Genomic DNA, 22,513 nt, shown 5'->3' with positions numbered 1-22,513 from the left:
ACGACACGACCGACAGACCGCGCCGGGCCGCGAGTGAGCGGCGGCACGACCATGGCGACAAGAGGACCGAGCATGGAGTTCCTGAGCCCCTCCACACTGGAGGAGGCCCTTGAGGCGAAGAGCGCCCTGCCCGAGGCGGTACCCATCATGGGCGGCACCGACGTGATGGTGGAGCTCAACTTCGACAAGAGGCGGCCGCCCGCCCTGATCGACCTGACCCGGATCCCCGAACTGGCCGAGTTCGGGCCGGACGGGGAGCACACCCGCCTGGGCGCGGGCGTGCCCTACACCACGGTGATCGAGCACCTGTCGGAGCGGGCCCCGGCCCTGGCCAGGGCCTCGCGTTCGGTGGCCTCGCCGCAGATCCGCAACCGCGGCACCGTGGGCGGCAACCTGGGCGGCGCCTCGCCCGCCGGGGAGTCCCACCCGCCGCTGCTGGCCACCGACGCGGTGGTCGAGCTGGCGTCGGTGCGGGGTAGGCGCCGGGTGCCCGCCCGCGAGTTCTACCTGTCGCTGCGCACGACCGCGCGCCAGGCCGACGAGCTGATCACGGCGGTGCTGCTGCCCGAGCCGACGGGCCCCCAGCAGTTCGCCAAGATCGGCACGCGCAACGCGATGGTCATCGCGGTGACCTCCTTCTCGCTGGCCCTGGACACCGGGCGCCGGGCCGTGGGGACGGGCGTGGGCTCGGCCGGTCCCACACCGCTGCGCGCGGAGGCCGCCGAGGAGTTCCTGGCGGCGGAGTTCGACTGGGAGGACGGCCGCCCGCTCGCGGAGCCGGTCGTGCGCAGGTTCGGCGAACTGGTGGCCGCGGCCGCACGCCCCATCGACGACCAGCGGGGCAGCGCCGAGTACCGCAGGCACGCGCTCTCGGTGATGGCGCGCCGCGCACTGAGCTGGTCGGTCACCGACTACCGGAAGGGAGCCACGCGATGCGCGTGAGTTTCAGGGTCAACGGCGAGGACGTCACCGCCGACGACGTGTGGGCGGGCGAGAGCCTGCTGTACGTGCTGCGCGAGCGGCTGGGGCTGCCGGGCAGCAAGAACGCCTGCGAGCAGGGCGAGTGCGGCTCGTGCACGGTCTACTTCGACGGCGTGACGGCGTGTTCGTGCATGATCGCCGCCGGTCAGGCGCAGGGGCGCGAGGTGCGCACCGTGGAGGGCCTGACCGAGGGCGGGGGCGAGGGCTCCGAGCGCGAGCTGGGCACGGTGCAGGAGGCCTTCGTGGAGGCGGGCGCGGTCCAGTGCGGTTTCTGCACGCCGGGCCTGCTGGTGCAGACCGACGACCTGCTGGAGCGCACGGTGGGCGCGGGGCTGCCCGCGCCGGAGGACGCCGAGATCCGTGAGGCGCTGGCGGGCAACCTGTGCCGGTGCACCGGGTACGAGAAGATCCTCGACGCGGTGCGCCTGGCCGCCTCGCGGCGGGTCGGGAGCGGCTCGTGAGCGCGGTGGACGGGAACGGGTTCGTCGTCGAGGGCGCCCACGTGGTGACCGTGGACGGCGCGGAGTACGCCGACGGCCACGTGGTGGTGCGCGAAGGGCGCATCGCCGCGGTGGGCACGGGGCCGGCCCCCGGGGCCGAGGGCCTCGAACGCGTGGACGGGCGCGGGTGCCTGGTCACGCCGGGCCTGGTCAACACGCACAACCACCTCTACCAGTGGGCGACGCAGGGGCTGTTCGCCGACGGCACGCTCTTCGAGTGGCTGGTGGGCTCCTACGAGATCTGGGGCCGCCTGGACGCCGACGTGGTGTCGGGGACGACCTCGGCCGGTCTGGCGCACCTGGCGCTGTCGGGGTGCACGACCGCCTCCGACCACCACTACGTCCACCCCTCGGGCCGCGGCGACATCGTGGCCGCCGAGGTGGAGGCGGCCCGCGAGGTGGGCGTGCGCCTGGACCTGGCCCGCGGGTCGATGGACCGGGGACAGAGCCAGGGCGGGCTGCCGCCGGACGCCGTGGTGGAGTCGCTGGAGCGGGCCCTGGCGGGCACCGCCGAGGCCATCGACGCCCACCACGACACCGCGCCCGAGGCGATGACGCGGGTGGCGGTGGCCCCGTGCTCGCCGTTCTCGGTCTCGCGCGGGCTGATGGTGGAGAGCGCGGCGCTGGCCCGGGACCGGGGGGTGCGGCTGCACACCCACCTGGCCGAGACGCTCGACGAGGAGCAGCAGTGCCTGGAGGAGTTCGGGTGCACCCCCGTGGAGTACGCCGAGAAGCTCGGCTGGCTGGGCCCGGACGTGTGGTTCGCGCACGCCGTGCACCTGTCGGACGCGGCGATCAAGCGGATCGCGTCCACGGGCACCGGGGTGGCGCACTGCCCCACCTCCAACGCCCGCCTGGGCGCGGGGATCTGCCGGGTCCCCGAACTGCTGGAGGCGGGCGTGCCGGTGGGGCTGGGCGTGGACGGCCCGGCCTCCAGCGAGCTGACGCCGCTGGCCGGGGAGATGCACCAGGCGCTGTTGATGGCCCGCGCCCGCAGGGGCCCCACGGCGCTCAGCGCCCGCCAGGCGCTGGAGATGGCCACCCTGGGCGGCGCCCGGGTGCTGGGCCGCGACGCCGAACTGGGCTCCCTGGCGGTGGGCAAGCTGGCCGACATCGCCCTGTGGCGGGTGGACGGGTTCGGCTACGACGTGATCGGGGACCCGGTGGTGGCGGCGGTCTTCGGCCCCACCCCGCCCCTGGAGCGGCTCTGGGTCGGCGGGAGCACCGTCGTCGACCGCGGTGAGCTGCGCACCCTGTCCGCCGAGACCGCCGCCGCGCGCGGCCGTGCGGCGCACCGCGCCCTGACGCAGGAGGTGAGCCGCTGATGGCGGCGACGACCCGTACCGTGACGGACCTGACGAGCACGACCAGGGACGGGGTGGGCTCCAGCCCGCGCCGCCCCGACGGGACCCTGAAGGTCACCGGCGAGTTCGCCTACTCCTCGGACATGTGGATGGAGGACATGCTGTGGGGGGCGACCCTGCGCAGCCCCCACCCGCACGCCGAGATCCGCGGCATCGACGTCACCGAGGCGCTGAAGGTGCCCGGGGTGCACGCGGTGCTCACCCACGAGGACGTGCCCGGGCACAAGCGCTACGGGCTGGAGTACCAGGACCAGCCGGTGCTGGCCTTCGGCAAGGTGCGCTACAAGGGCGAGGCGGTGGCGATCGTGGCCGCCGACCACCCCGAGACCGCCCGGCGGGCGATGGAGCGCGTCCGGGTGGACTACGCGGTGCTGGAGCCGGTCAGCGACTCCCGGCGGGCCGCGCTGGACCCCGACTGCCCGCCGGTGCACGAGCCGGGCACGGTCCCCGACCACCCCGAGTACAACCCGCGCGGCAACCGGCTGCGCTACCAGCCGGTGCGCACGGGTGCGTTCGCCGCCGCGGCGGGCTCGGCCGGGCGCGAGGGCGAGGTGCTGGAGCGGCTGCGCGCCGAGGCCCACGCGGTGGTGTCCTCCGAGTACGAGGTCGGTATGCAGGACCAGGCCTTCCTGGGCCCGGAGTCGGGCATGGCCGTCCCGGCCGAGGACGGCGGGGTGGACCTGTACGTGGCCACGCAGTGGCTGCACGTGGACCAGCGCCAGATCGCCCCGGCGCTGGGGCTGCCCGAGGAGAAGGTGCGGCTGACCCTGGCCGGGGTGGGCGGTGCCTTCGGCGCCCGCGAGGACCTGTCGATGCAGATCCACGCGGCCCTGCTGGCGCTGCGCACCGGCAGACCGGTCAAGTTCGTGTACAACCGCGAGGAGTCCTTCTACGGGCACGTGCACCGGCACCCGGCCAGGATGCGCTACGAGCACGGGGCGCGCGCGGACGGCACGCTGCTCTACGCCACGGCGGAGATCATCGTGGACGGCGGCGCGTACGCGTCGGCGACCCCGGCGGTGGTGGGCGTGGCCTCCTCCCTGGGCATCGGCCCCTACGAGGTGGAGAACGTGCTGGTGGACGCCTACGGGGTGTACACCAACAACCCTCCGTGCGGCGCGATGCGCGGGTTCGGCGCGGTGCAGGCCTGCTTCGCCTACGAGTCGCAGATGGACCGGCTCGCCGAGGAGCTGGGGATGCACCCGGTGGACCTGCGGATCAGGAACGCCATGTCCCAGGGCTCGCGGATCATCACGGGCCAGGAGATCGACATGCCGCTGCCGATGGCGGAGATGCTGGAGCGCTGCCGCGACCTGCCGATGCCGCCCGAGCGCGACGCGCTGGCCGACCCCGCCGACCAGCGCACCCTGCCTGGCGGGGTGGCGGGCACCACGCGCGGCGAGGGCGTGGTGCGCGGTGTGGGCTACGGCCTGGGGCTGAAGAACCTGTGCTTCTCGGAGGGGTTCGACGACTACTCCACCGCGCGGGTGCGGCTGGAGGTCGTGGGCGGCGAGCCGGTGGTGCTGGTGCACACGGCGGCGGCCGAGGTGGGTCAGGGCCTGGTGACGGTCAAGGGGCAGATCGCCCGGACCGAGCTGGGCGTGGAGAAGGTGGTCATCGCCCCCGCCGACACCCGGGTCGGCTCGGCGGGCTCCTCCTCGGCCTCGCGGCAGTCGTACATGACCGGCGGCGCGGTCATGACCGCGTGCGCGTCGGTGCGCGCCGAGGTGTTCGCGCTGGCCCGCGAGCGCGGGATCGTGCCCGAGGCGCTGCCCGACACCGACCTGTCCCTGGACGGCGGCAAGCTGGTGTCGGCCACGGTCGGCGCGCTGGTGTCCCTGGCGGACCTGCTGGGGGAGTCGACGCGCGGCGGCACGGTGGTCGAGCACACCCGCGAGTACCACCACCGGCCCACCGAGATGCTCGACCCCAGGCTGGGCCAGGGCTCCTCGCACACCCAGTTCGGGATGTGCGTGCACCGGGCCGTGGTGGACGTGGACGTGGAGCTGGGCCTGGTGAAGGTGATCACGCTCGACGCGGTGCAGGACGTGGGCCGGGTACTGCACCCCCAGCAGCTGGCCGGGCAGATCCAGGGCGGCTCCACGCAGGGTCTGGGCCTGGCGCTGATGGAGGAGGTGCAGGTCAAGGACGGGGAGATCCGCAACCCCTCGTTCACCGACTACCTCATCCCCACCATCCTGGACACGCCGCCGATGCGGATCGACGTGCTGGAGCGCCCGGACCCGCACGCGCCCTACGGACTGCGCGGCGCGGGTGAGCCGCCGACGCTGTCCTCGACCCCGGCCGTCGTTGCCGCGGTGCGCGCGGCCACGGGCAGGGCCCTGACCCACGCGCCGGTGCGCCCGGAGGACATCGTGGGCATCGAGCTGTAGCCGCGACGGGCGGCGCGGCGGAGTCCCCCGCCGCGCCGCCCCCCATGAACCGCCCGCCCCGGGTTCGTCGGCGCCCCGGCACCGGGGCGGGTGCACACCGGCAGGACAGCGTCGTCCTGCACACCCTCACGTGAACACCGAGAGCAGCCACCCCCCTACACATGGCGATGTCTGCCATGCTCATCTCCTTCCAGGAGGGGACATGACCCGACTCAAGGACTCCGGCCCGCACTCGGGGGCCCGGAAGCCCACGGCTCGATCCTGGCTCGACCGCTTCTTCTTCGTCAGCGAGCGCGGCTCCACCTTCGGGCGCGAGGTCCGCGGCGGACTGACCACCTTCATGGCGATGGCCTACATCATCGTCCTGAACCCGATCATCCTCAGCGGCGTCTCCGACGTGAACGGCGACGTGCTGTCCGCGGGCCAGCTGACCACCATGACCGCCCTGTCCGCCGGGCTGGTCACCATCATGATGGGGGTGGTCGGCCGGGCGCCGATCGCCTGCGCCGCCGCCCTGGGGGTGATGGCGGTCGTGGCCTACCAGGCCGCGCCCGTGATGGCCTGGCCCGAGGTGATGGGCCTGGTCGTGTGGCAGGGCGTCGCCATCATCCTCATGGTCGTGACCGGTGTGCGGACCGCGGTGATGAACGCGCTGCCGCACAACCTCAAGATGGCCATCGGCGTGGGCATCGGCCTGTTCGTGTCCCTCATCGGGCTGGACAACGCGGGCTTCGTCAGTGCCGGGGAGGGCGGCGGCCTGCTCCAGATCGGCGCGGCCGGGGGTGGCGGCCACCTCGACGGGTGGCCGATCCTGGTCTTCGTGTGCGGCCTGGTGCTGGCCAGCGTCCTGCTGGTGCGCGGGGTGCCCGGCGCGATCTTCTACGGCATCGTCGGCGCCACGGTCCTGGCGATCGTCGTGCACTACGCGGCGGGCCTGGACGCGCAGGCCTGGGGCGGGGCCAGCCCCGAACTGCCCGGGAACCCGTTCGCGGCGCCCGACTTCGGCCTGCTGCTCCAGGTGGACATGTTCGGCGCCTGGGTCTCGGCCGGTGCGACCACCGCGGGCGTCATCCTGTTCACCCTGGTGCTGGCCGGGTTCTTCGACGCGCTGGGCACCATCCTGGCCATCGGCACCAAGGCCGACATCGCCGACGCCAGCGGGCACATGCCCCGGGTCAACCAGATTCTGGTGACCGACGGCGCGGGCGCCGTGACCGGGGGCCTGACCAGCTCCTCCGCGACGCTGGTGTTCGTGGAGTCCACGGCGGGGGTGAGCGAGGGCGCCCGGACCGGTCTGGCGAGCGTGGTCACGGGGCTGCTCTTCCTCGCGGCGATCTTCCTGGCCCCGGTGTTCGGCATGGTCCCGGCTCAGGCCGCGGCCGTGGCGATGGTGCTGGTGGGCGCCATGATGATGATGCACATCAGGGAGATCGACTGGTCGGACATCGCCGTGGCGATCCCGGCCTTCCTGACCATCGCGATGATGCCGTTCACCTTCGACATCGCCAGCGGTATCGGCATCGGGATCATCTCCTACACGCTGGTCAGGTCGGCCCAGGGGCGCGTGCGCGACGTGGGCTGGCTGATGTGGGTGCTCTCGGCCGTGTTCGCGTTCCACTTCTCCATGCACGCGCTGGGGTTTTGAGCCGGAACCGCCGAGGGGAGGCCGGACCGCCGAGGAGGCGGCCCGGCCTCCCTTTTTCCCGTGGCCCGCTCGGGGCCGCGCGTCCCCGGAGCAGCGGCGGAGCCCTCCGTGGCGGAGGGCGCGGCCGCACGGGACGCGATACCTCGTTGACAGCGGTCGGCGACGCCCATAAGTTGACATTGTCAACTTCGTATCGAGGGAAGCCACCCCATGAACGTTCGAGTCAACGGCGTCTCCTCCCCCGCCCCCGACTCCCCCGACACCACGGCGGCCGAGCACATCCGCGACCGTCTCGGCCTGACCGGCACCAAGATCGCCTGCGGCACCGGGGTCTGCGGCGCCTGCACCGTCCTGGTGGAGGGAGCGCCCACCGCCTCGTGCCTGCTGCCCGCCGACCTGTTGGAAGACCGCGAGGTCACCACCGTGGAGGGCCTGGGCGGCGACCACCCCGTCCAGCGCGCCTTCGCCGCCCACGACGGGCTCCAGTGCGGCTACTGCACGCCCGGGTTCGTGGTGGAGGCCTCCGCCTTCGTCGACTCCTGGCGCGCCGAGCACGGCGACGTCCGCCCCGGCCGCGACCGCGTGGCCGACGCCCTGGCCGGGCACCTGTGCCGCTGCGGCGCCTACGAGGGGATCTTCGCCGCCGTGGACGCCGCCTGCGCGGGCGAGTTCGACACCGAGCCCGAGCAGGCGCCGCCGCGCGCGGACGCCCTGGCCAAGGTCACCGGCCGGGCCCGCTTCAGCGCCGACCTGGCCCCCGAGGGCACCTGGGAGGGGGTGATCGTGCGCTCCTCCCACGCCCACGCGCGGGTGCGCGCCGTCGACCCCGGCGGGGCGCGGAGCGCGGCCGCCCGCCGCCCGGGGCCCGGACAGCCCGTGGACACGCACCCGGTGTTCGTCGACCTGCTGGGCGAGGAGCGCACGGTGCGCTACGTCGGCCAGCCCGTCGCCGCGGTGTCCGCGCCCACCGCGGCCCTGGCCCGCGCCGCCGCCCGGGCCGTGCGGGTGGACTACGACCCCCTGCCCGCCGTGCTCGATGTCGAGGAGGCGCGCGCGAAGGACACCCCGCAGGTGTACACCACGCGCGCCGAACGGCAGGCCGCCCCCTCCTACGGAGAGGGCCCCGGCCTCCCTGCCCGTTGGGACGGCAACACGCGCGGCCCCTCCAGCGTCGGCTGGCGCGGCGCCACCGCGGTGCGGCGCCTGCGCGCGGCCGCCGAACGGCGGGACCCGCGCCTGGTGGCCCAGGAGTACACCACCGCCGTGCAGATGCACAGCCCGCTGGAGCCGCACGTGTGCGTGGCCTCCTGGGACCGCGACGGCTCGCTGACCCTGCGGACGTCCACCCAGGCGGTGGCCAAGGTCGCCCGGAAGGCCGCCGAGCGCTGGGAGCTGCCACCGGAGAAGGTGCACGTGCTCAGCGAGTACGTCGGCGGCGGCTTCGGCGCCAAGGCCAAGCTGTCGGTCGACATGGTCGCCGCGGTCGAGCTGTCCCGGCTCGCCCACGCCCCGGTGCGTGTGTCCTTCGACCGCGCCGAGGAGCTCACCGACGCCGGGAACCGCCCCGGAACCCGCACCCGGGTGGCGCTGCTCGCCGACGACTCCGGAGACCTGGCGGCGATGACCGTGGACTCCCACGGCGACGGCGGCGTCTCGGTGGGCTCCACCACGGCCGTCTTCGGACTGCTGATGTACGGGCGCTCACCGCGCCGGGCCCGCGACTTCGACGTGGTCACCCACCGCCCGCCGGGCCTGCCCATGCGCGCCCCCGGCGGCGCCCCGATGTCCTGGGCCGTGGAGCAGGCCGTGGACACGATGGCCCACCGTCTGGGCGAGGACCCCCTGACCCTGCGCCGCCGCTGGGACGGCAACCCCAAGCGCCGGGCCCTGTACGAGCGGGCCGCCGCCCTGGAACTGTGGCGCGAGCGCCCGCGCGGGCCCCGCACCGGCCGGTTCCGGCGCGGGGTCGGCGTCGCCGCCTCCAACTGGCTCTACCTCATGGGCCCGAGCGCGAAGGTCGAGCTGTCGGTCCGCGACGGCGCGGTGGTCGTGCGCTCGGCCACCCAGGACATCGGCACCGGTATCCGCACGGTCCTGGGCGAGGTGGTCGCCGAGCGGCTGGGGATGTCCGCCGCCGACGTGCGCGTGGAGATCGGTGACAGCTCCTCGGTGCACGGCACGGGTTCCTTCGGCAGCCGCACCACCACCTCGATGGGGCCCGCCGCGGCCGACGCCGCCGACCGGCTGCGCGCCGAGCTGCGCGAGCGCGAGCCGCGGGTCCCCGCCACGGGGCCGGTCCCCGAGCACACCCTCAAGGACGCGCTGACCGCGGCCGAGGGGGTGCGGGTGGTCGGTGAGCGCGGCCGGGACCGCCGGGGCGCGCTCACCCCGAACATGGACGACCTGGCCGTGGGCCGGGGCATGAGCGGCGCCGTGCACGTGATGGAGGTGGAGGTGGACACCCTGCTGGGCCGGGTGCGTCCCACCCGCTGCTGGGCGGGGCTGGCCGTGGGCCGCGTGTACGCCGAGCGGCTGGCCCGCAACCAGGCCGAGGGGGCCGTGGTGCAGGGCGTGGGGTACGCGCTCTTCGAGGAGCGCCGCCACGACCCGGCCACCGGGGTGGTGCTCACCGACAACCTGGAGGACTACCGGCTCCCGGGGCTGGGCGACGTCCCCGAGACCGAGGTGCACTTCCACCAGGAGGGCTTCGAGCACGCCGCGGGCGCGGGGGTCGGCCTGGGCGAGATCTCGCTGGTGGGCGTGGCCGCGTCCGTGGCCAACGCCGTGCACGACGCCACCGGCTGGCGTCCCCTGGACCTGCCCATCCGCCCGGACCGACTGCTGGAGGGACTGCGATGACCGTGACCACACGCCCCACGGGGCTGGAGGAGGCCCTGACCGGGCTGGAGGGCACGGGCGCCCGCCCGCGCGCCGGGGGCACCGACCTGACGGCGTGCCTGGCCTCGGGGGTCCTGGAACCGGCGCCCGTGGTCGACCTGACCGGGGTGGAGGAGCTGCGCGGGGTGGAGTGGCGCCCCGACGGCTCGGCCCGGGTGGGCGCGCTGACCGGCGTCGCCGAGCTGTCCGCGGACCCCGCGCTGGCCGCGGCCTATCCGGCGCTGGCGGCCACGGCGCGGGCGCTGGCCACGCCGCAGGTACGCAACGCCGCGACGCTGGGCGGCAACCTGCTCCAGCGCAACCGGTGCTGGTACCTGCGCAACCCGGCCTTCGACTGCTTCCAGACGGGCGGGGACTCCTGCCCTGCGCGCGGGGGCGACCACCTGTACGGGGTGGTCGTGGACCAGGGCCCGTGTGCGGCTCCGCACCCGTCCTCGCTGGCGGTGGCGCTGCTGGCCCACGACGCGTCGGTGCTGGTGGCGGGCGACGGGCGGACCGAGATGGCGGTGGCCGACCTCTACGACGCCGCCGACCCGACCCGCGACCACGTGCTGGAGCCGGACCGGGTGCTGGTGTCGGTGGCGCTGCCGGTCCCGGTTCCGGGTGAGCGGTCCGCCTACCGCCGTGCCACCGGGCGCTCCCGCGCGGAGTGGCCGCTGGTGGAGGCGGTGGTGCGCCTGGCCCTGGCGGACGGGGGTTCGGGGCCGGTGACCTCGGCGGCTGTGGCCGTGGGCGGGGTGGCCCGCACTCCGCTGCGGCTGCCCGAGGTGGAGGCCGCTCTGGTGGGCGCGCGTGCGGGCCGGGCACTGGACGAGGGCGTGGCCGGGGCCCTGGAGGGCCTGGCCGATCTGTGTTCCCCGCTGCCCGCGACCGGGTACAAGGTGGAGCTGCTGAGCGCCACCGTGCGCGACGTCCTGGAGCGGGCCCTGGACGCCCCGGGCGACTGAGGCGACGCGGGCCGCACGGGCGCCCCAGAGACAGGCCGCGGGCCGGGGCCGCCGGGATCGGCGGTCCCGGCCCGCGGCCTGGGCCCGTCGGAAAGGTCAGCCGCGCAGCAGCGCCTGGTGGGCCAGCTCCCGGCACGCGACCCCGAAGTCCAGCCCGGCGGCGGCCGCCCCCATCGGGAAGGTGGAGGTCTCGGTCAGGCCCGGGGCCACGTTGGTCTCCAGGAAGGTGACACGGCCGTCGGCCCCCACGATGACGTCGGTGCGGGACAGGTCCCGCAGCCCCAGGACGCGGTGCGCGGTCAGCGCCACCTCCGTGGCCTCGGCGACGGTGGCGGGGTCCAGGCGCGCCGGGCAGAAGAACTCGGTGCGCCCGGCGGTGTAGCGGGCGGCGTAGTCGTACACCCCGCCGTCGGGCACGATCTCCACCGGCGGCAGCGCCACCGGCCCGTCGCCGGTGTCGAGGACGCCCACGGCCAGCTCGGTGCCCTGCACCTGCTCCTCGACCAGGGCCGAGTCGCTGTAGGCGAAGCAGGACACCAGGGCGGCCGACAGCTCCTGCACCGAGCCGACCGGGGCCGCGCCGAAGGCGGAGCCGCCGCGGTCGGGCTTGACGAACAGCGGCAGGCCCAGCCGGTCGGCGAGCCGCTCCATCAGCGCCGGAGCGCCCAGGTCGTGGAAGGTCGACTTGGGCAGGGCGGCGCCGCGCGGCACCCGCACGCCCCTGGCGGCCAGCAGCGCCTTGGCTGCGGGCTTGGAGTAGGCCAGACGGCAGCCCCCCGGCCGGGCGCCCACGTAGGGCACCCCGACCAGTTCCAGGACCTCCCGGATGGCGCCGTCCTCCCCCGCGGCCCCGTGCAGGACGGGGAAGACCACCTGCGGCGGATCCTGGACGAGGCGGTCCAACAGGGTGGAGTCCACGTCGGCGACCTGGACCTCCACGCCCAGTCGGCGCAGCGCCTCGGCGACGCCGCGCCCGGAGTGGACGCTCACCTCGTGTTCGGGGGACAGGCCCCCGGCCAGGACGAGGACCCGGTCAAGGTCTGCCACGGCGCGGACCTCCTTCTGTGCTGCTGTCATGATGGGGTGCCCTCATGGGGTGTCAGGGCAGGTCCGGAGCGGGGGCCTGTACGCCCTCGGTGCTCGGGGCCAGGGTGGTGCCGAACGTATCACGCAGGTCGATCTCACCCTCGATGGCTCCGACAAGACGGCGCACGCCCTCGCGGATCTGCTCGGGTGTGGGGTAGCAGAAGCTCAGGCGCATGTTGGCCCGGCCGCGGCCGTCGGCGTAGAAGCCGGTGCCGGGCACGTAGGCGACCCGTTCGGTGACGGCCCGGGGAAGCATGGCCTTGGAGTCGATGCCCTCGGGCAGGGTGGCCCAGACGAAGAATCCGCCCTGGGGGCGGGTCCAGGTGCAGCCCGCGGGCATCATCGCGGTCAGCGCGTTGAGCATCGCGTCGCGGCGTTCGCCGTACATGGTGTTGAACGACTTGATCTGCTCGCGCCAGGGGAAGGTGTGGAGGTAGCGGCGTACCACCAGCTGGTTGAAGGTGGAGTGGCTGAGCATCGCCGACTCGGCGGCCAGGACGAGCTTGGCGCGCACCGCGGCGGGGGCCAGCGCCCAGCCGATGCGCAGGCCGGGCGAGAAGGTCTTGGACAGCGACCCCAGGTAGACGACGTTGCCCTCGCTCTGGGAGTAGAGGGTGGGCTCGGGGTCGCCGTCGTAGCGCAGCAGACCGTAGGGGTTGTCCTCGACGATGAGCACGTCGTGGCGCTCGCAGGTCTCGGTCACCCGCGCGCGCCGCTCGGCCGTCATGGTGATCCCGGCGGGGTTCTGGAAGTTGGGGATGGTGTAGAAGAACTTCACCGGCCGCCCGTCCAGCTCGGCGCGGACGAGCGCCTCCTCCAGCTCCTCGGGGATCACGCCCTGCTCGTCCATGCCCACGTGGCGGATGTCGGCCTGGAAGGCGGCGAAGGTGTTGATCGCGGTGACGTAGGTGGGGGCCTCGGTCAGCACGATGTCGCCCGGATCGACGAAGACGCGGGTGATCAGGTCCAGGGCCTGCTGGGAGCCGACGGTGACGATGACGTCGTCGGGGCTGGCGGTGATGCCCTCCAGCGACATGTAGTCGCAGAGCTGCTCGCGCAGCACGGGGTCGCCCTGGGCGGAGCCGTACTGGAGGGCGGCCGTGCCCTCCTCGGAGACGACGTCCTTGACCAGCTCGCCGATCTGCTCCAGGGGCAGTGCCGCGACGTTGGGCATGCCCCCGGCGAGGGAGACCACCTCGGGACGCGACGCGACGGCGAAGAGTGCGCGGACCTCCGATGCGACCATGCCCTGTGCTCGGCGTGCGTAGCGGCCGACGTGCGGGTCGATACGCGAACCCTGTTGGCTGGGCTGCTGCTCTCGGTGGTCAGCGGACACGGTCCACCTCCGAAGGAAGGACGTTCTGTGGGGCAGGGCGGGGGCCGCCCGGGAACTCTCGGCGCTCCCGGGTTCGACGCCCTCGCCGTCCCCGCGGTTCACACCCCGCCCCCGTCAGCGGGCGCGGTGCCCGGAGTCGCGGGTAGGGGTGGTCGGATGGGCTGGGTCGTGAGTGGGCACGACCCGGTAAATGCACCGAGTCTAGCCCAGCGTCGAGGCACGGGCGCGGCACGGGTCCCCCGCGTGCTGTTCGCCACACCGGTCACACCCGCTCCCCTCGCCTCGCCCTCCCCGGTGGACTACCCATGCGCCGTGGGGTTCACGAGGAGGGAGGCGAGAACATGGGCCGCTCTTTCCCGGGTCATCAGCCGGACGCCGGCGGGACGGGGATTCGCGGCGCGGGACATGACGCGGGCCACGGGCGCGGCGCGGGGACTCGCGGAGGACGGCGCCGGAGAAAGGAACCCGTCCGCCCGGCGGGGCGGGGGCTCACGGTGACGGGCATGGCGAGGGGGCGGGCCCCCCTGAACCCGCCCCCTCACATCGGCACACCCCGGGAAGCCGAGCTCCCGCGTGGGGCGTACCGTCGGCGCGATGGCCCCAGGGGGTTCCCCCGAATCCCCGTGGTCGGCCATCCGAGCCCGGTGGCGCCTCTCCGCTACTCTCCCCCGGAACCCCCCTCAAGGTCCCAAGGCCGTGGACGCGCCACGCGTTTCGTCCGCGGTCCGCCGCCGGGCCCTCTCTTGCCCCGCGGAGGCCACCGACTCTGGGCCGCGCACGCACAGTCCATCGCACGCCGGACGACACGGCAACGGTTGCACTAGGTTGCGGTCTCGTCGCGTAGAGCCATGGGGCACTCCCCGTCACGGAGAGCGTCCCGCAGTGCGCGCACCCCGGGCGCCACCGACCCGGGCAGCAGGTCCACCGGGGAGGCGGGCCGGGACACCCGGACCCGCACCTCTCCGCTGAACCGGTAGGGACGGCTCTGGATGATGCCGCCCAGGTGGCGGCGCACGCGCGAGAGCTCGGCGCGCACCGTCACCACGTGCCCGCCCGCGCCGAACACGTCCTGGGACAGCTGCGCGCCGGTGCGCCCGCCCCGGTGCACGGCCAACAGCAGCAGCAGCTCCGCATGGCGCGGGGTGAGCCGGTGCGCCCACTCCCCGCTGGGCCCGGCGACCACCATCCTGGGCGAGGGCCGGGTCAGGTCCAGGGTGACCGTGGAGGGCGCGGTCTCCGCCGCCGGGCGGGGGCGCAGCAGCCAGCCGCCGGGCAGGGGTTCCAGGGCGCACTCCCCCAGAGCGGGCAGCCAGGCGGTGCCGCTCTCGCGGTGTTTGGGCAGCAGCACCCTGCGGACCGGTTCCATGTGGACGGCGGCGGCGGTCCACCCGGCCTCGTCCACCACCAGCGCGCGCTCGCTCATCCCGGCCAGCAGGGGCGCGGCCACCGAGCGCAGCCGCTCCAGGTGGGTGTGGTGGATGCTCTGCAGATGGGCCTCGGCCAGCTGGGCCACCGCGCTGACCAGGGCGAGGGTGGAGGGGTGGATGGTGGAGACGGGGCCGGTGACGTCGACGGCGCCGAGCAGGCGGCCGTCGCGGGGATCGTGGATGGGGGCGCAGGCACAGGTGAGGGCGTGCAGGTTGCGTACGAAGTGCTCGGCGGAGTAGACCTGCACGGGCCGCCCCACGACCAGGGCGGTGCCGATGGCGTTGGTGCCGGTGCTGCCCTCGTTCCAGAAGGCGCCCTCGACGAGTCCGACGCGGTCGCCGAGGGAGCGGATGCGGTGGGAGCCGTCGCGCCACAGGATCTGCCCGGAGTCGTCGGTGACCAGCATGATGTGGTCGGCCTCGTCGGCGACCGAGACGAGGGAGCGGCGGATCAGCGGCAGGACCTCGGCGATCGGGGAGGCGTCCCGGTGCCGTTGGAGTTCGTCCAGGCGGACCATGCGGGGCGGCGGGGCACTGTCGGGGTCGATCCCGAAGCGGCGGGTGCGGGACCAGGAGTCCTCGATGACCGGCCGCAGGGAGGCGGGCGCCCGGCGCCCGGCGAACGAGGCCTCGTGCACGCGCCGGAGCAGGCGGGCGTGCTCGCGGGCGTCAGCCCCGGCCGGCAGGGCCGTGTCCAGCGGCGGAAAAGACATGCGGTCCCCTGAGCTCGCGTTCGCAACGGCGTTCATTAATTTTCCCGGTTCGACTTCGACAGGGTTGAGGGAACGGAAATACGCACATGTTTCGGAGGCCGCCCTCGCCTCCGCTTCCGTTTCATCACCGGATTATGCCCCATTGCGACCCCCGCAGCGGACGGGGATCCGGTGGCCCAACGGAGGCCGAAAACCCCTTGGGCTCCGCGCGTGTCCGGCGCGGCGCACACGCCCGCGGTCGCCGAAAGGCGGTGGACGCGTCTTCGGAAAGGGGTCCGGGGGCGAACGGAACAGCAGAATTGCCTAAAACGACCGGCAATGCCGCAACGGCACTTTCCCGGACACATGTCCGCGTCACGCGGCACCCGGACGCGTATGCTCCCGCGTCCCGCTCGGATCGTGTCGGCCGGGGTGGCACCGGATCCGGGTTCCGGGGCTGCGGGGCCCGGGTCAGTGCTGCCAGCGGGTGAGCGCGAACCACAGCCGCATGCGCTGCTCGGCGTCGGCCAGGTCCACGCCCAGGTCGCGCTCGACCCGTCCGATCCGGTAGCGGACGCTGTTGCGGTGGGCGCCCAGGTCGGCGGCGGCCCGATCCCAGTTGCCGTGCCGGGTGAGCCAGACGCGCAGGGTGCTGCGCAGCAGCCGCGCGGAGTCGGTGTCCTCCGCCAGCGGTCCCAGGACGCGGCGGGCCAGGTCGTCGCCTCCCCCCGGCCCCAGGAGAACGCCGAAGGGATCGGCGGTCTCCTCCAGCAGCGGCCTGCCGACCGCGCGGGCGCGGGTGAGCAGGGCGGCGGTCCGGCGGTCCGCCGCGGCCAGCTCCGCCGGGTCCACCGGCCCGCTCAGGGCGCCGGTCCAGCCGTGGTCGAGCAGCAGGTCCAGGTGGGCCCGGTGCGCGGTGTCGCCACGGTCGGCGAGGACGGCGCGCAGGTCCCCGCCGGGATCCGCGTCCAGCAGCCGGGTGCCCAGGGACAGCGCGGCGGGGGCGGTGTGGCGCCCCCGTCCGGCGGGCCGGGCGCGCAGGACCCGGTAGGCACCGGGCGCCGCTGATCCGGCGCGGGTGGCCGGTGCGCTCGGAGCGGCGGGTGTCTCCGGTGCGCCGGCCGTCGCGGAAACAGCGGGCTCGGCCCCGGCGGAGGCGTCCGTCGGGGCGGTGAGCTCGGCCAGCAGCGGCGTGGACGCGTCGTTGAGCCCGCCGTCCAGGAGCAGGCCGGTGATCAGGCGGCCCGGGGCGGGCGGGGCGCCCCGGGAGGTGCGGGCGAGCAGCTCCAGCAGGGCGGTGGCGGTGCGCAGGACGGCCCGGTCGGTGACGCCCAGCGGCTCGGGGCGGCCGACCAGGACCACGCCGTACTCCTGCGGCGGGGTGCCGACGGTGTGCAGGAAGACCTCGTCCCCCCGTGCCCGGGCCTTGGCGCTGCGCGGGCCGCGGGGCCGGATGAGCCGGTCCGCGAGCCCGTGCAGTTCGGGGTCCAGCTCCGCCGGGGCGCCCGCGGTGCGGTGGGCGTCGCCCGGCCCTGCGGGCGACGGGCGGACCAGGGCCGCCCAGCCGCCGAGGGCCTCGGCCAGGACGCGCAGGACCCGGTCCACGGGGGCGTCGGCGGTGACGGCCAGGGCCAGGGCCTGGTGCGCCTCGCCCAGGCGGCGCAGGTCGCGCAGGTGCAGTTCCTGGAGCAGGGCGCCCACCGCCTGGCTGACGGCGGCGAAGGGCGTGGGACGGGGCACCTCCACCAGGGGCAGCCCCCGTGCGCGGCACTGCTCGACCAGTCCGGCGGGGACGGTGTCGTGCACCGGGGTGACGCCGAAGCCGACGGCGCTGACCCCCGCGCCGACCAGGGAGTCGACGTAGCCGCGCAGCCCGGAGGGGGTGGCGGGCAGGTTGACGCCCGCGGTGAGCAGCAGTTCGCCGCCGCGCAGGTAGGCGGCCGGGTCGGCCAGCTCGCTGGCCACCGCCCAGCCGATCCCCGGGTCCCCGGCGGCCACGAGGGTGACCAGCCCCAGGTCGCGGCGGCCCACGACGGTGCTCAACGGCACCGTGTGCACCTGTGCCCGGCCCTGCTCCGCCACCCCTGCCCCCTACCCGGCCCGCGTCCCCCGACCGGCGGGCCGGAAGGGGAAAGGCGCTCTCCCTCCGAGGACCTCCGCACGGGGGTGCGCTGACCGCATGTTCTGGATACCTCATCCAGTACAACGCACGTCTGTGGATGGTTCGTCCACTGGAGGACGCCGCGTCGGCTGTCTAACCTGTCCGAGGTTCGTGTGATCTGCCCCAACATGGTCGCTTTCGTTCCCCTGGACTCCTCCGCCCGCACCGGGAGCACCCTCGCGGCTGCCGCACGGCAGGACCGAACACCGCACCGACGACGAGAAGGACACCCGTGAACGCACCGATCGGCCCCACCGACTCCAGTCTCGTACCGCGCTTCGCCGGACCGGCCACCTTCGCCCGGTTGCCCCGCATCGACCAGGTCGAGCACGCCGACATCGCCGTGGTCGGCGTCCCCTTCGACACAGGCGTGTCCTACCGCCCCGGCGCGCGCTTCGGTCCCTCGGCCATCCGCGAGGCCAGCCGCCTGCTGCGCCCCTACAACCCGGGCCTGGACGTGTCCCCGTTCGCCTCCGCGCAGGTGGTCGACGGCGGCGACATCGCGGTCAACCCCTTCTCGATCGGCGACGCGGTGGAGACCCTGGACCAGGGCGCCTCCGAGTTCGTGCGGGCGGGCACCCGCCTGGTCACCCTGGGCGGCGACCACACCATCGCGCTGCCGCTGCTGCGCTCGCTGTACCGCCGGCACGGGCCGATCGCCCTGCTGCACTTCGACGCCCACCTGGACACCTGGGACACCTACTTCGGCGAGCCCTACACCCACGGCACCCCGTTCCGTCGCGCGGTGGAGGAGGGGATCCTGGACACCGAGGCCCTGTGCCACGTGGGCACCCGCGGCCCGCTGTACGGCAAGAAGGACCTGGAGGAGGACCGCCGCTTCGGCTTCGGCATCGTCACCTCCGCCGACGTCATGCGCAGGGGCGTGGACGAGGTCGCCGACGCGCTGCGCCAGCGCATCGGCGACCGCCCGCTGTACGTGTCGGTGGACATCGACGTGCTCGACCCGGCGCACGCGCCCGGCACCGGAACCCCGGAGGCGGGCGGCCTGACCAGCCGCGAACTGCTGGAGATCCTGCGCGGACTGGCCTCCTGCAACCTGGTGGGCGCCGACGTGGTGGAGGTCGCCCCGGCCTACGACCACGCCCAGATCACCGCGACCGCCGCCTCGCACGTGGCCTACGACCTGGTCAGCGTCCTGGCGCTGAACCACGGGGGCTGAGCCCGCGCGCCGCGGCGGAGGCGACCGCGCGGCTCGTGGCGCCGACCGGCTCCGCCCGGACCGGCGCTCCGCCGAGCGGGGAGCCGGGGGTCAGACCTCGGCGCCCTCGCGGCGGGCGCGCAGGTGGGCCCAGGTCAGCTCGGTGACGTGCCGGGCCATGGTCTCGGGGCTCTCCTCGGGGTGCTCCAGGAACCAGTCGGCGAAGGCGTCGGCGGTGCTGACCGCGATACGCGCCAGCAGCTGGGCGTCCTTGGGGGCGAGGTCGCCGTAGCCCTCACGCGTGCACGCGGTGATGAGGTCGGCCACCTCGGCCGTGACGCGGTCCCTGAGCCGCACGGACTCCCCCGCGAAGGGCTCGCCCCGCAGGTCCGCGTGCCGGTACAGCACGGTCCAGCTCGCGCGGTTGCCGGTGACGAAGACGAAGAAGGCCTGCATGCCCCGGCGCAGGGGGTCCTCCCCCGCCGGGGCGTGCGGATCGTGCGCGGCGGCGCGCACGGCCTCGATGAGCCGGTCGGTCTCCCGGCGCACGCAGGCGGTGAAGATCCTCTCCTTGGAGCCCAGGTACTGGTACACGGTGGGTTTGGAGGTACCGGCCGCCTCGGCGATGTCCTCGACGCTCACGGTGTGGTAGCCGCCGCGCGAGAACGCGGTGACGGCAGCGTCGATCATCTGCTCTTCCCTGAGCCGACGCGGGAGCCTGCGCTGTGTGCTCTTCACGTATCCAGACTTTATTGCGGCGGGGGCGTCCGGCCAGGGTCGGTGGTCCCCCGTACGCGCCCCCGCGCGCGGTCCGCGGCGGGCGCGCGTGCGTGACCTGTGGCGTCGGCCGCCGGGGCCGTCTCCCGGTGGTATTTCCCACACCGGCCCGGCTCCGTGGCGGCGGGTTCGGACGGCGGCGGGCGCGCGTGCTTCGGGTCCGGTGCGTCCCAGGGCCGATGCGCCCTCAGTAGGCGGCGTCGCGCAGGACCAGGGTGCAGCACTTGGCGCCTCCCCCGGCCCGGCGCAGCTCGTCCAGCTCCACGGGGTGGACGGCGTAGCCCAGGGCTCGCAGGCGCTCGGCCAGGGCGGTGGCCTCGGCGGCGATGACGACGTTGCGGCCGTCGCACACGGCGTTGAGGCCGAGCACGGCGGCGTCCTCCTCGGTGGCCAGGAGCGCGTCGGGGAAGAGCGAGCGCAGCACCCGCTGGCTTCCGGCCGAGAAGGCCCCGGGGTAGTAGGCGATCCGGTCCCCGGAGAGGGTGAACAGCGCGGTGTCCAGGTGGTAGAAGCGCGGGTCGGTCAGCTGGAGGGTGACGACGGGTCGGCCCAGGAAACGCTCGGCCTCCTGGTGCGCGGCGGCCTCGGTCCTGAAGCCCGTGGCGGCCAGGACCACCTCGTCCAGGGTGAGGAAGTCGCCCTCGCCCTCGTTGACGTGCTTGGGCTCGCGGGTCACGGTGTAACCCGCCTGGCGGAACCAGTCGAGGTAGGCCGGGCCCTCGGGGGTTCGCTCGGCGCTGGCGAAGCGCGCCCCGTAGACCCTGCCGTCCACGACCAGGGCCCCGTTGGCGGCGAAGACCATGTCGGGCAGGCCGTCGACGGGGGCGATCTCGCTGACGCGGTGCCCCAGGGAGAGGTAGAGGTCGCGCAGCCCCTCCCACTGACGGATGGCGCGTGCGCGGTCGACGCCCGCCGCCGGGTCCATCCAGGGGTTGATCGCGTACTCGACCGCGAAGTAGGTGGGGCGGCACATGAGGTAGTGCCGCGGAACCGCTGCCGGGCCGACCGGTCGAACCATGGGACCTCCCGTACACCGCGCGGGTCACTGGGCGGCCCCGGTGGCGCGTGGGTTCACGGCACCGCGGTCCGCAGGGACGAAGGGGACATACCCCTCTGCGGCGCGAGTGCAACGCGGCGCGGCCCTTCCGGGAGGGCCGCGCCGCGCCGGGTCAGGCCGGGGAGCAGGCCGCGCCGTTGAGGGCGAAGCCGTTCGGCTGGCCGGAGTCGCCGGTGTGCGTGGCCTGGTAGCCGATGCTCACGCTGGCCCCGGGGGCGATGACCGCGTTTTGACATCCTCTCCCGCCTGAAGGCGAAAGAATCCAGCTAACGGAACCCGTCCGCCGCTGGTGGTCGACGTTTCTCAGCCCGCCTGGTGGCAAGGGCTCCACGTCCTGGCACCCACAATGTCCTGGGGCGCTTGCTGCTTGGTCAGGTGCTCGATGTTGCGTGCGGCGTTGGTGTCGGCGTGCGCGGCATTGTCCCCGCACCCGGGGGCCTTGCACACGAACCGGTCCTGGGACTCGCGGTTGCCCTCGGTAATGGCCTGGCATGCCGAGCAGCGCCGCGAGGTGTACGGTGCGGGCACCCGCACCAGGTGCCCGCCCCGGTCGGCGAGCTTGTACTCCAACAACGTGACGGTGCGTCCCCAGGCCTGACCTACGATGGCACGGTTCAACCCGGCCTTCTGCCCGACGTTGGTGCCCGGGGCCTCCATCGTCCCCCGGGCCGAGCGAACCATGCTGGTGATGTGCAGGTCCTCGACCCCCACCACACCGAACTCCTCGGCCAGGGCGTACGTGACCTTATGCTGCCAGTCCAGGACGCGGCGCTTGGCTTTCGCGCGCACCCCGGCGATCTGATCATAGGTCCGACGCAACCGGTTCGAGGACGGCTGTCCGGATGTGCGGTGACGCCGTTGGCGTGCGGCTCTGCGCTCCAACCGGCGCAGACGCTCGGCCTCACCCATGGTCATCCACGGCCCGTGCTCACGGAAGGTGCCATCGGACAGGGCGAGCGGCTTGGCCACACCCCGGTCGATGCCCACCCCCCGGGCTGACAGGGGGTGCGGGCTCCTTGACCTCGGTGCGCACCCGTAACACCACGTGCCAGCCATGGGTCTCCCGTACCAACCGGGCACCGGTGACACGGTTGGCGGCGTCGGCGTGCTTGCCCACGGGTAGGTCCTTGGTCCACCGGAAGCGGACCACACCGATTTTGGGGATCTTCACGATCCCCCAGGTGCGGGTGAGGCGCTGGATGGCCAGGTCCCGGCCCTGGGGGACGTCCACGCACATCCGTGAACGCAGCCGGGCCTTGAACCTGGGCGGTCCGGCCCGGCCCGCCCAGCAGTTCTGCCACGCCCGGAAGTAGGTCTTCAGGACTTGTTGTGCTGCTTGTGCGGGGAGGACTGCGAGCCAGGGGATGTCCTTGCGGGCCTGCCGGATGGCGGCGTCGGCGTCGGCCAGGGACACCCGCCGGTTCTGCGAGGCCATGGTCCACCAGGAGTGGAGGGTGTTCCACAGGGCGCGAGCGGCGTGGCCCTGGGTTTCCAACCCCAAGAGTTGGTCCTTATCCGGGTACAGGCGGGCTTTGTGGCCGCGTTCACGCTTGATGTGTCACCTCCCTTGGCTGGTCTGGATCGACCCTAGCGCGGGGGTGTGACGTTTCGTGACGGGCGATTCACCCACCGGCTGAAGCCGGTGGCACTCTCGCGAAGGAGCGGTAGACGACGATGAAGCCGTACCGGTCGGCCAGAGAGGCGAACTCGGTGTTGGCGTGGAAGACGGGTCCGGTCCCGGTGCACCAGTGCTGGGCGACCAGGACCGGGGGGTCGTCGGTGACGTTGTCCGGCACGTACAGGTACAGACGACGGCGACGAGCGCGCCGACCGTCCTGCTGACGGGGTTCGGGTGGGGGTGGGTCACGTGCGGGGCCTTCCCGACGTCGGGGCGGGGGGTGGGGGGTCACTGCGGTGCCCGCGGCGGCGCGCTGGGCGTGCTCACGCGCCCGCACGGCCGACGGCGGACCGGCCGGAGACGCCGCTGATGCGACACGAGAAGCCAGACCCGTGACGATCTTGTACTTATAGCCGGTGTCGGCGTTCGAACCTCGCTACAAGTACAAGATCGCGCCGGAGGCGCCGGGCCC

General features: G+C 74.1%; 17 protein-coding genes. 8 read left to right on the top strand and 9 right to left on the bottom strand.

What is annotated here, in order from left to right:
- The first annotated feature begins 72 nt into the window (after positions 1-72).
- The 7 genes from FYW99_RS08025 to FYW99_RS07995 all read left to right on the top strand — a co-directional run bounded on the left by FYW99_RS08025 (position 73) and on the right by FYW99_RS07995 (position 10,728).
- A complete protein-coding gene (locus FYW99_RS08025; RefSeq protein ID WP_061080865.1) occupies positions 73-942 on the top strand; it encodes an FAD binding domain-containing protein in 870 nt (289 codons plus the stop codon).
- Positions 933-1,442, top strand: a complete 510-nt coding sequence (locus FYW99_RS08020) for a (2Fe-2S)-binding protein (RefSeq protein WP_150251339.1) — start codon at positions 933-935, stop codon at positions 1,440-1,442. The genes FYW99_RS08025 and FYW99_RS08020 overlap by 10 nt, the downstream gene beginning before the upstream one ends.
- The gene (locus FYW99_RS08015) at positions 1,439-2,806 is read left to right on the top strand and encodes an 8-oxoguanine deaminase (protein WP_150251338.1); all 1,368 of its coding nucleotides are present in this window, start codon (positions 1,439-1,441) and stop codon (positions 2,804-2,806) included. Before FYW99_RS08020 ends, FYW99_RS08015 begins: the two co-directional genes overlap by 4 nt.
- Positions 2,806-5,238 carry a molybdopterin cofactor-binding domain-containing protein gene (locus FYW99_RS08010; protein ID WP_150251337.1) on the top strand — a complete coding sequence of 811 codons (2,433 nt, stop codon included), beginning with the start codon at positions 2,806-2,808 and terminating at the stop codon, positions 5,236-5,238. The genes FYW99_RS08015 and FYW99_RS08010 overlap by 1 nt, the downstream gene beginning before the upstream one ends.
- Positions 5,239-5,440: 202 nt before the next feature.
- Positions 5,441-6,883: an NCS2 family permease gene (locus FYW99_RS08005; protein ID WP_150251336.1), complete on the top strand. Its 1,443-nt coding sequence runs from the start codon at positions 5,441-5,443 to the stop codon at positions 6,881-6,883.
- A 210-nt stretch (positions 6,884-7,093) separates the two neighbouring features.
- The gene (locus FYW99_RS08000; RefSeq protein ID WP_150251335.1) at positions 7,094-9,742 is read left to right on the top strand and encodes a molybdopterin-dependent oxidoreductase; all 2,649 of its coding nucleotides are present in this window, start codon (positions 7,094-7,096) and stop codon (positions 9,740-9,742) included.
- Entirely contained in the window at positions 9,739-10,728 is a 990-nt protein-coding gene (locus FYW99_RS07995) for an FAD binding domain-containing protein (protein WP_150251334.1), read from the top strand. The genes FYW99_RS08000 and FYW99_RS07995 overlap by 4 nt, the downstream gene beginning before the upstream one ends.
- A 96-nt stretch (positions 10,729-10,824) precedes the next feature.
- Here FYW99_RS07995 and FYW99_RS07990 read toward each other — a convergent pair whose 3' ends face one another.
- The 4 genes from FYW99_RS07990 to FYW99_RS07975 all read right to left on the bottom strand — a co-directional run bounded on the left by FYW99_RS07990 (position 10,825) and on the right by FYW99_RS07975 (position 17,327).
- A complete protein-coding gene (locus FYW99_RS07990; protein ID WP_150251333.1) occupies positions 10,825-11,775 on the bottom strand; it encodes a D-alanine--D-alanine ligase family protein in 951 nt (316 codons plus the stop codon).
- A gap of 52 nt (positions 11,776-11,827) precedes the next feature.
- On the bottom strand, positions 11,828-13,060 hold the full coding sequence (locus tag FYW99_RS07985) for an aminotransferase-like domain-containing protein (protein WP_150251683.1): 1,233 nt from the start codon (positions 13,058-13,060) through the stop codon (positions 11,828-11,830).
- Between the two features lie 910 nt (positions 13,061-13,970).
- Positions 13,971-15,290: a GAF domain-containing protein gene (locus FYW99_RS07980; protein ID WP_150251332.1), complete on the bottom strand. Its 1,320-nt coding sequence runs from the start codon at positions 15,288-15,290 to the stop codon at positions 13,971-13,973.
- A gap of 450 nt (positions 15,291-15,740) precedes the next feature.
- On the bottom strand, positions 15,741-17,327 hold the full coding sequence (locus FYW99_RS07975; protein WP_150251682.1) for a PucR family transcriptional regulator: 1,587 nt from the start codon (positions 17,325-17,327) through the stop codon (positions 15,741-15,743).
- A 335-nt stretch (positions 17,328-17,662) separates the two neighbouring features.
- On the opposite strand from FYW99_RS07975, the gene speB reads away from it, so the two are divergent.
- Positions 17,663-18,610, top strand: a complete 948-nt coding sequence (gene speB / locus FYW99_RS07970) for an agmatinase (RefSeq protein ID WP_150251331.1) — start codon at positions 17,663-17,665, stop codon at positions 18,608-18,610.
- A 90-nt stretch (positions 18,611-18,700) separates the two neighbouring features.
- On the opposite strand, the gene FYW99_RS07965 is transcribed toward speB, so the two are convergent.
- The 5 genes from FYW99_RS07965 to FYW99_RS07940 form a co-directional block, all read right to left on the bottom strand.
- Positions 18,701-19,327 carry a TetR/AcrR family transcriptional regulator gene (locus FYW99_RS07965; RefSeq protein WP_190394587.1) on the bottom strand — a complete coding sequence of 209 codons (627 nt, stop codon included), beginning with the start codon at positions 19,325-19,327 and terminating at the stop codon, positions 18,701-18,703.
- A gap of 226 nt (positions 19,328-19,553) precedes the next feature.
- Positions 19,554-20,384, bottom strand: a complete 831-nt coding sequence (ddaH, locus tag FYW99_RS07960) for a dimethylargininase (RefSeq protein ID WP_150251330.1) — start codon at positions 20,382-20,384, stop codon at positions 19,554-19,556.
- Positions 20,385-20,726: 342 nt separating this feature from the next.
- Positions 20,727-21,392, bottom strand: a complete 666-nt coding sequence (locus tag FYW99_RS07950; protein WP_263364052.1) for an RNA-guided endonuclease InsQ/TnpB family protein — start codon at positions 21,390-21,392, stop codon at positions 20,727-20,729.
- Positions 21,352-21,924, bottom strand: a complete 573-nt coding sequence (locus tag FYW99_RS07945) for a hypothetical protein (RefSeq protein WP_150251329.1) — start codon at positions 21,922-21,924, stop codon at positions 21,352-21,354. The genes FYW99_RS07950 and FYW99_RS07945 overlap by 41 nt, the downstream gene beginning before the upstream one ends.
- 121 nt (positions 21,925-22,045) lie before the next feature.
- Positions 22,046-22,219: a hypothetical protein gene (locus FYW99_RS07940; RefSeq protein ID WP_223838857.1), complete on the bottom strand. Its 174-nt coding sequence runs from the start codon at positions 22,217-22,219 to the stop codon at positions 22,046-22,048.
- Positions 22,220-22,513 lie beyond the last annotated feature (294 nt).

Origin of the sequence: Nocardiopsis deserti (assembly GCF_008638355.1) — a bacterium.
Taxonomy (GTDB): Bacteria; Actinomycetota; Actinomycetes; order Streptosporangiales; family Streptosporangiaceae; genus Nocardiopsis; species Nocardiopsis alborubida.
Note: the sequence above shows the minus strand (reverse complement) of the source record. Positions and strands in the feature narration are given on the sequence as shown.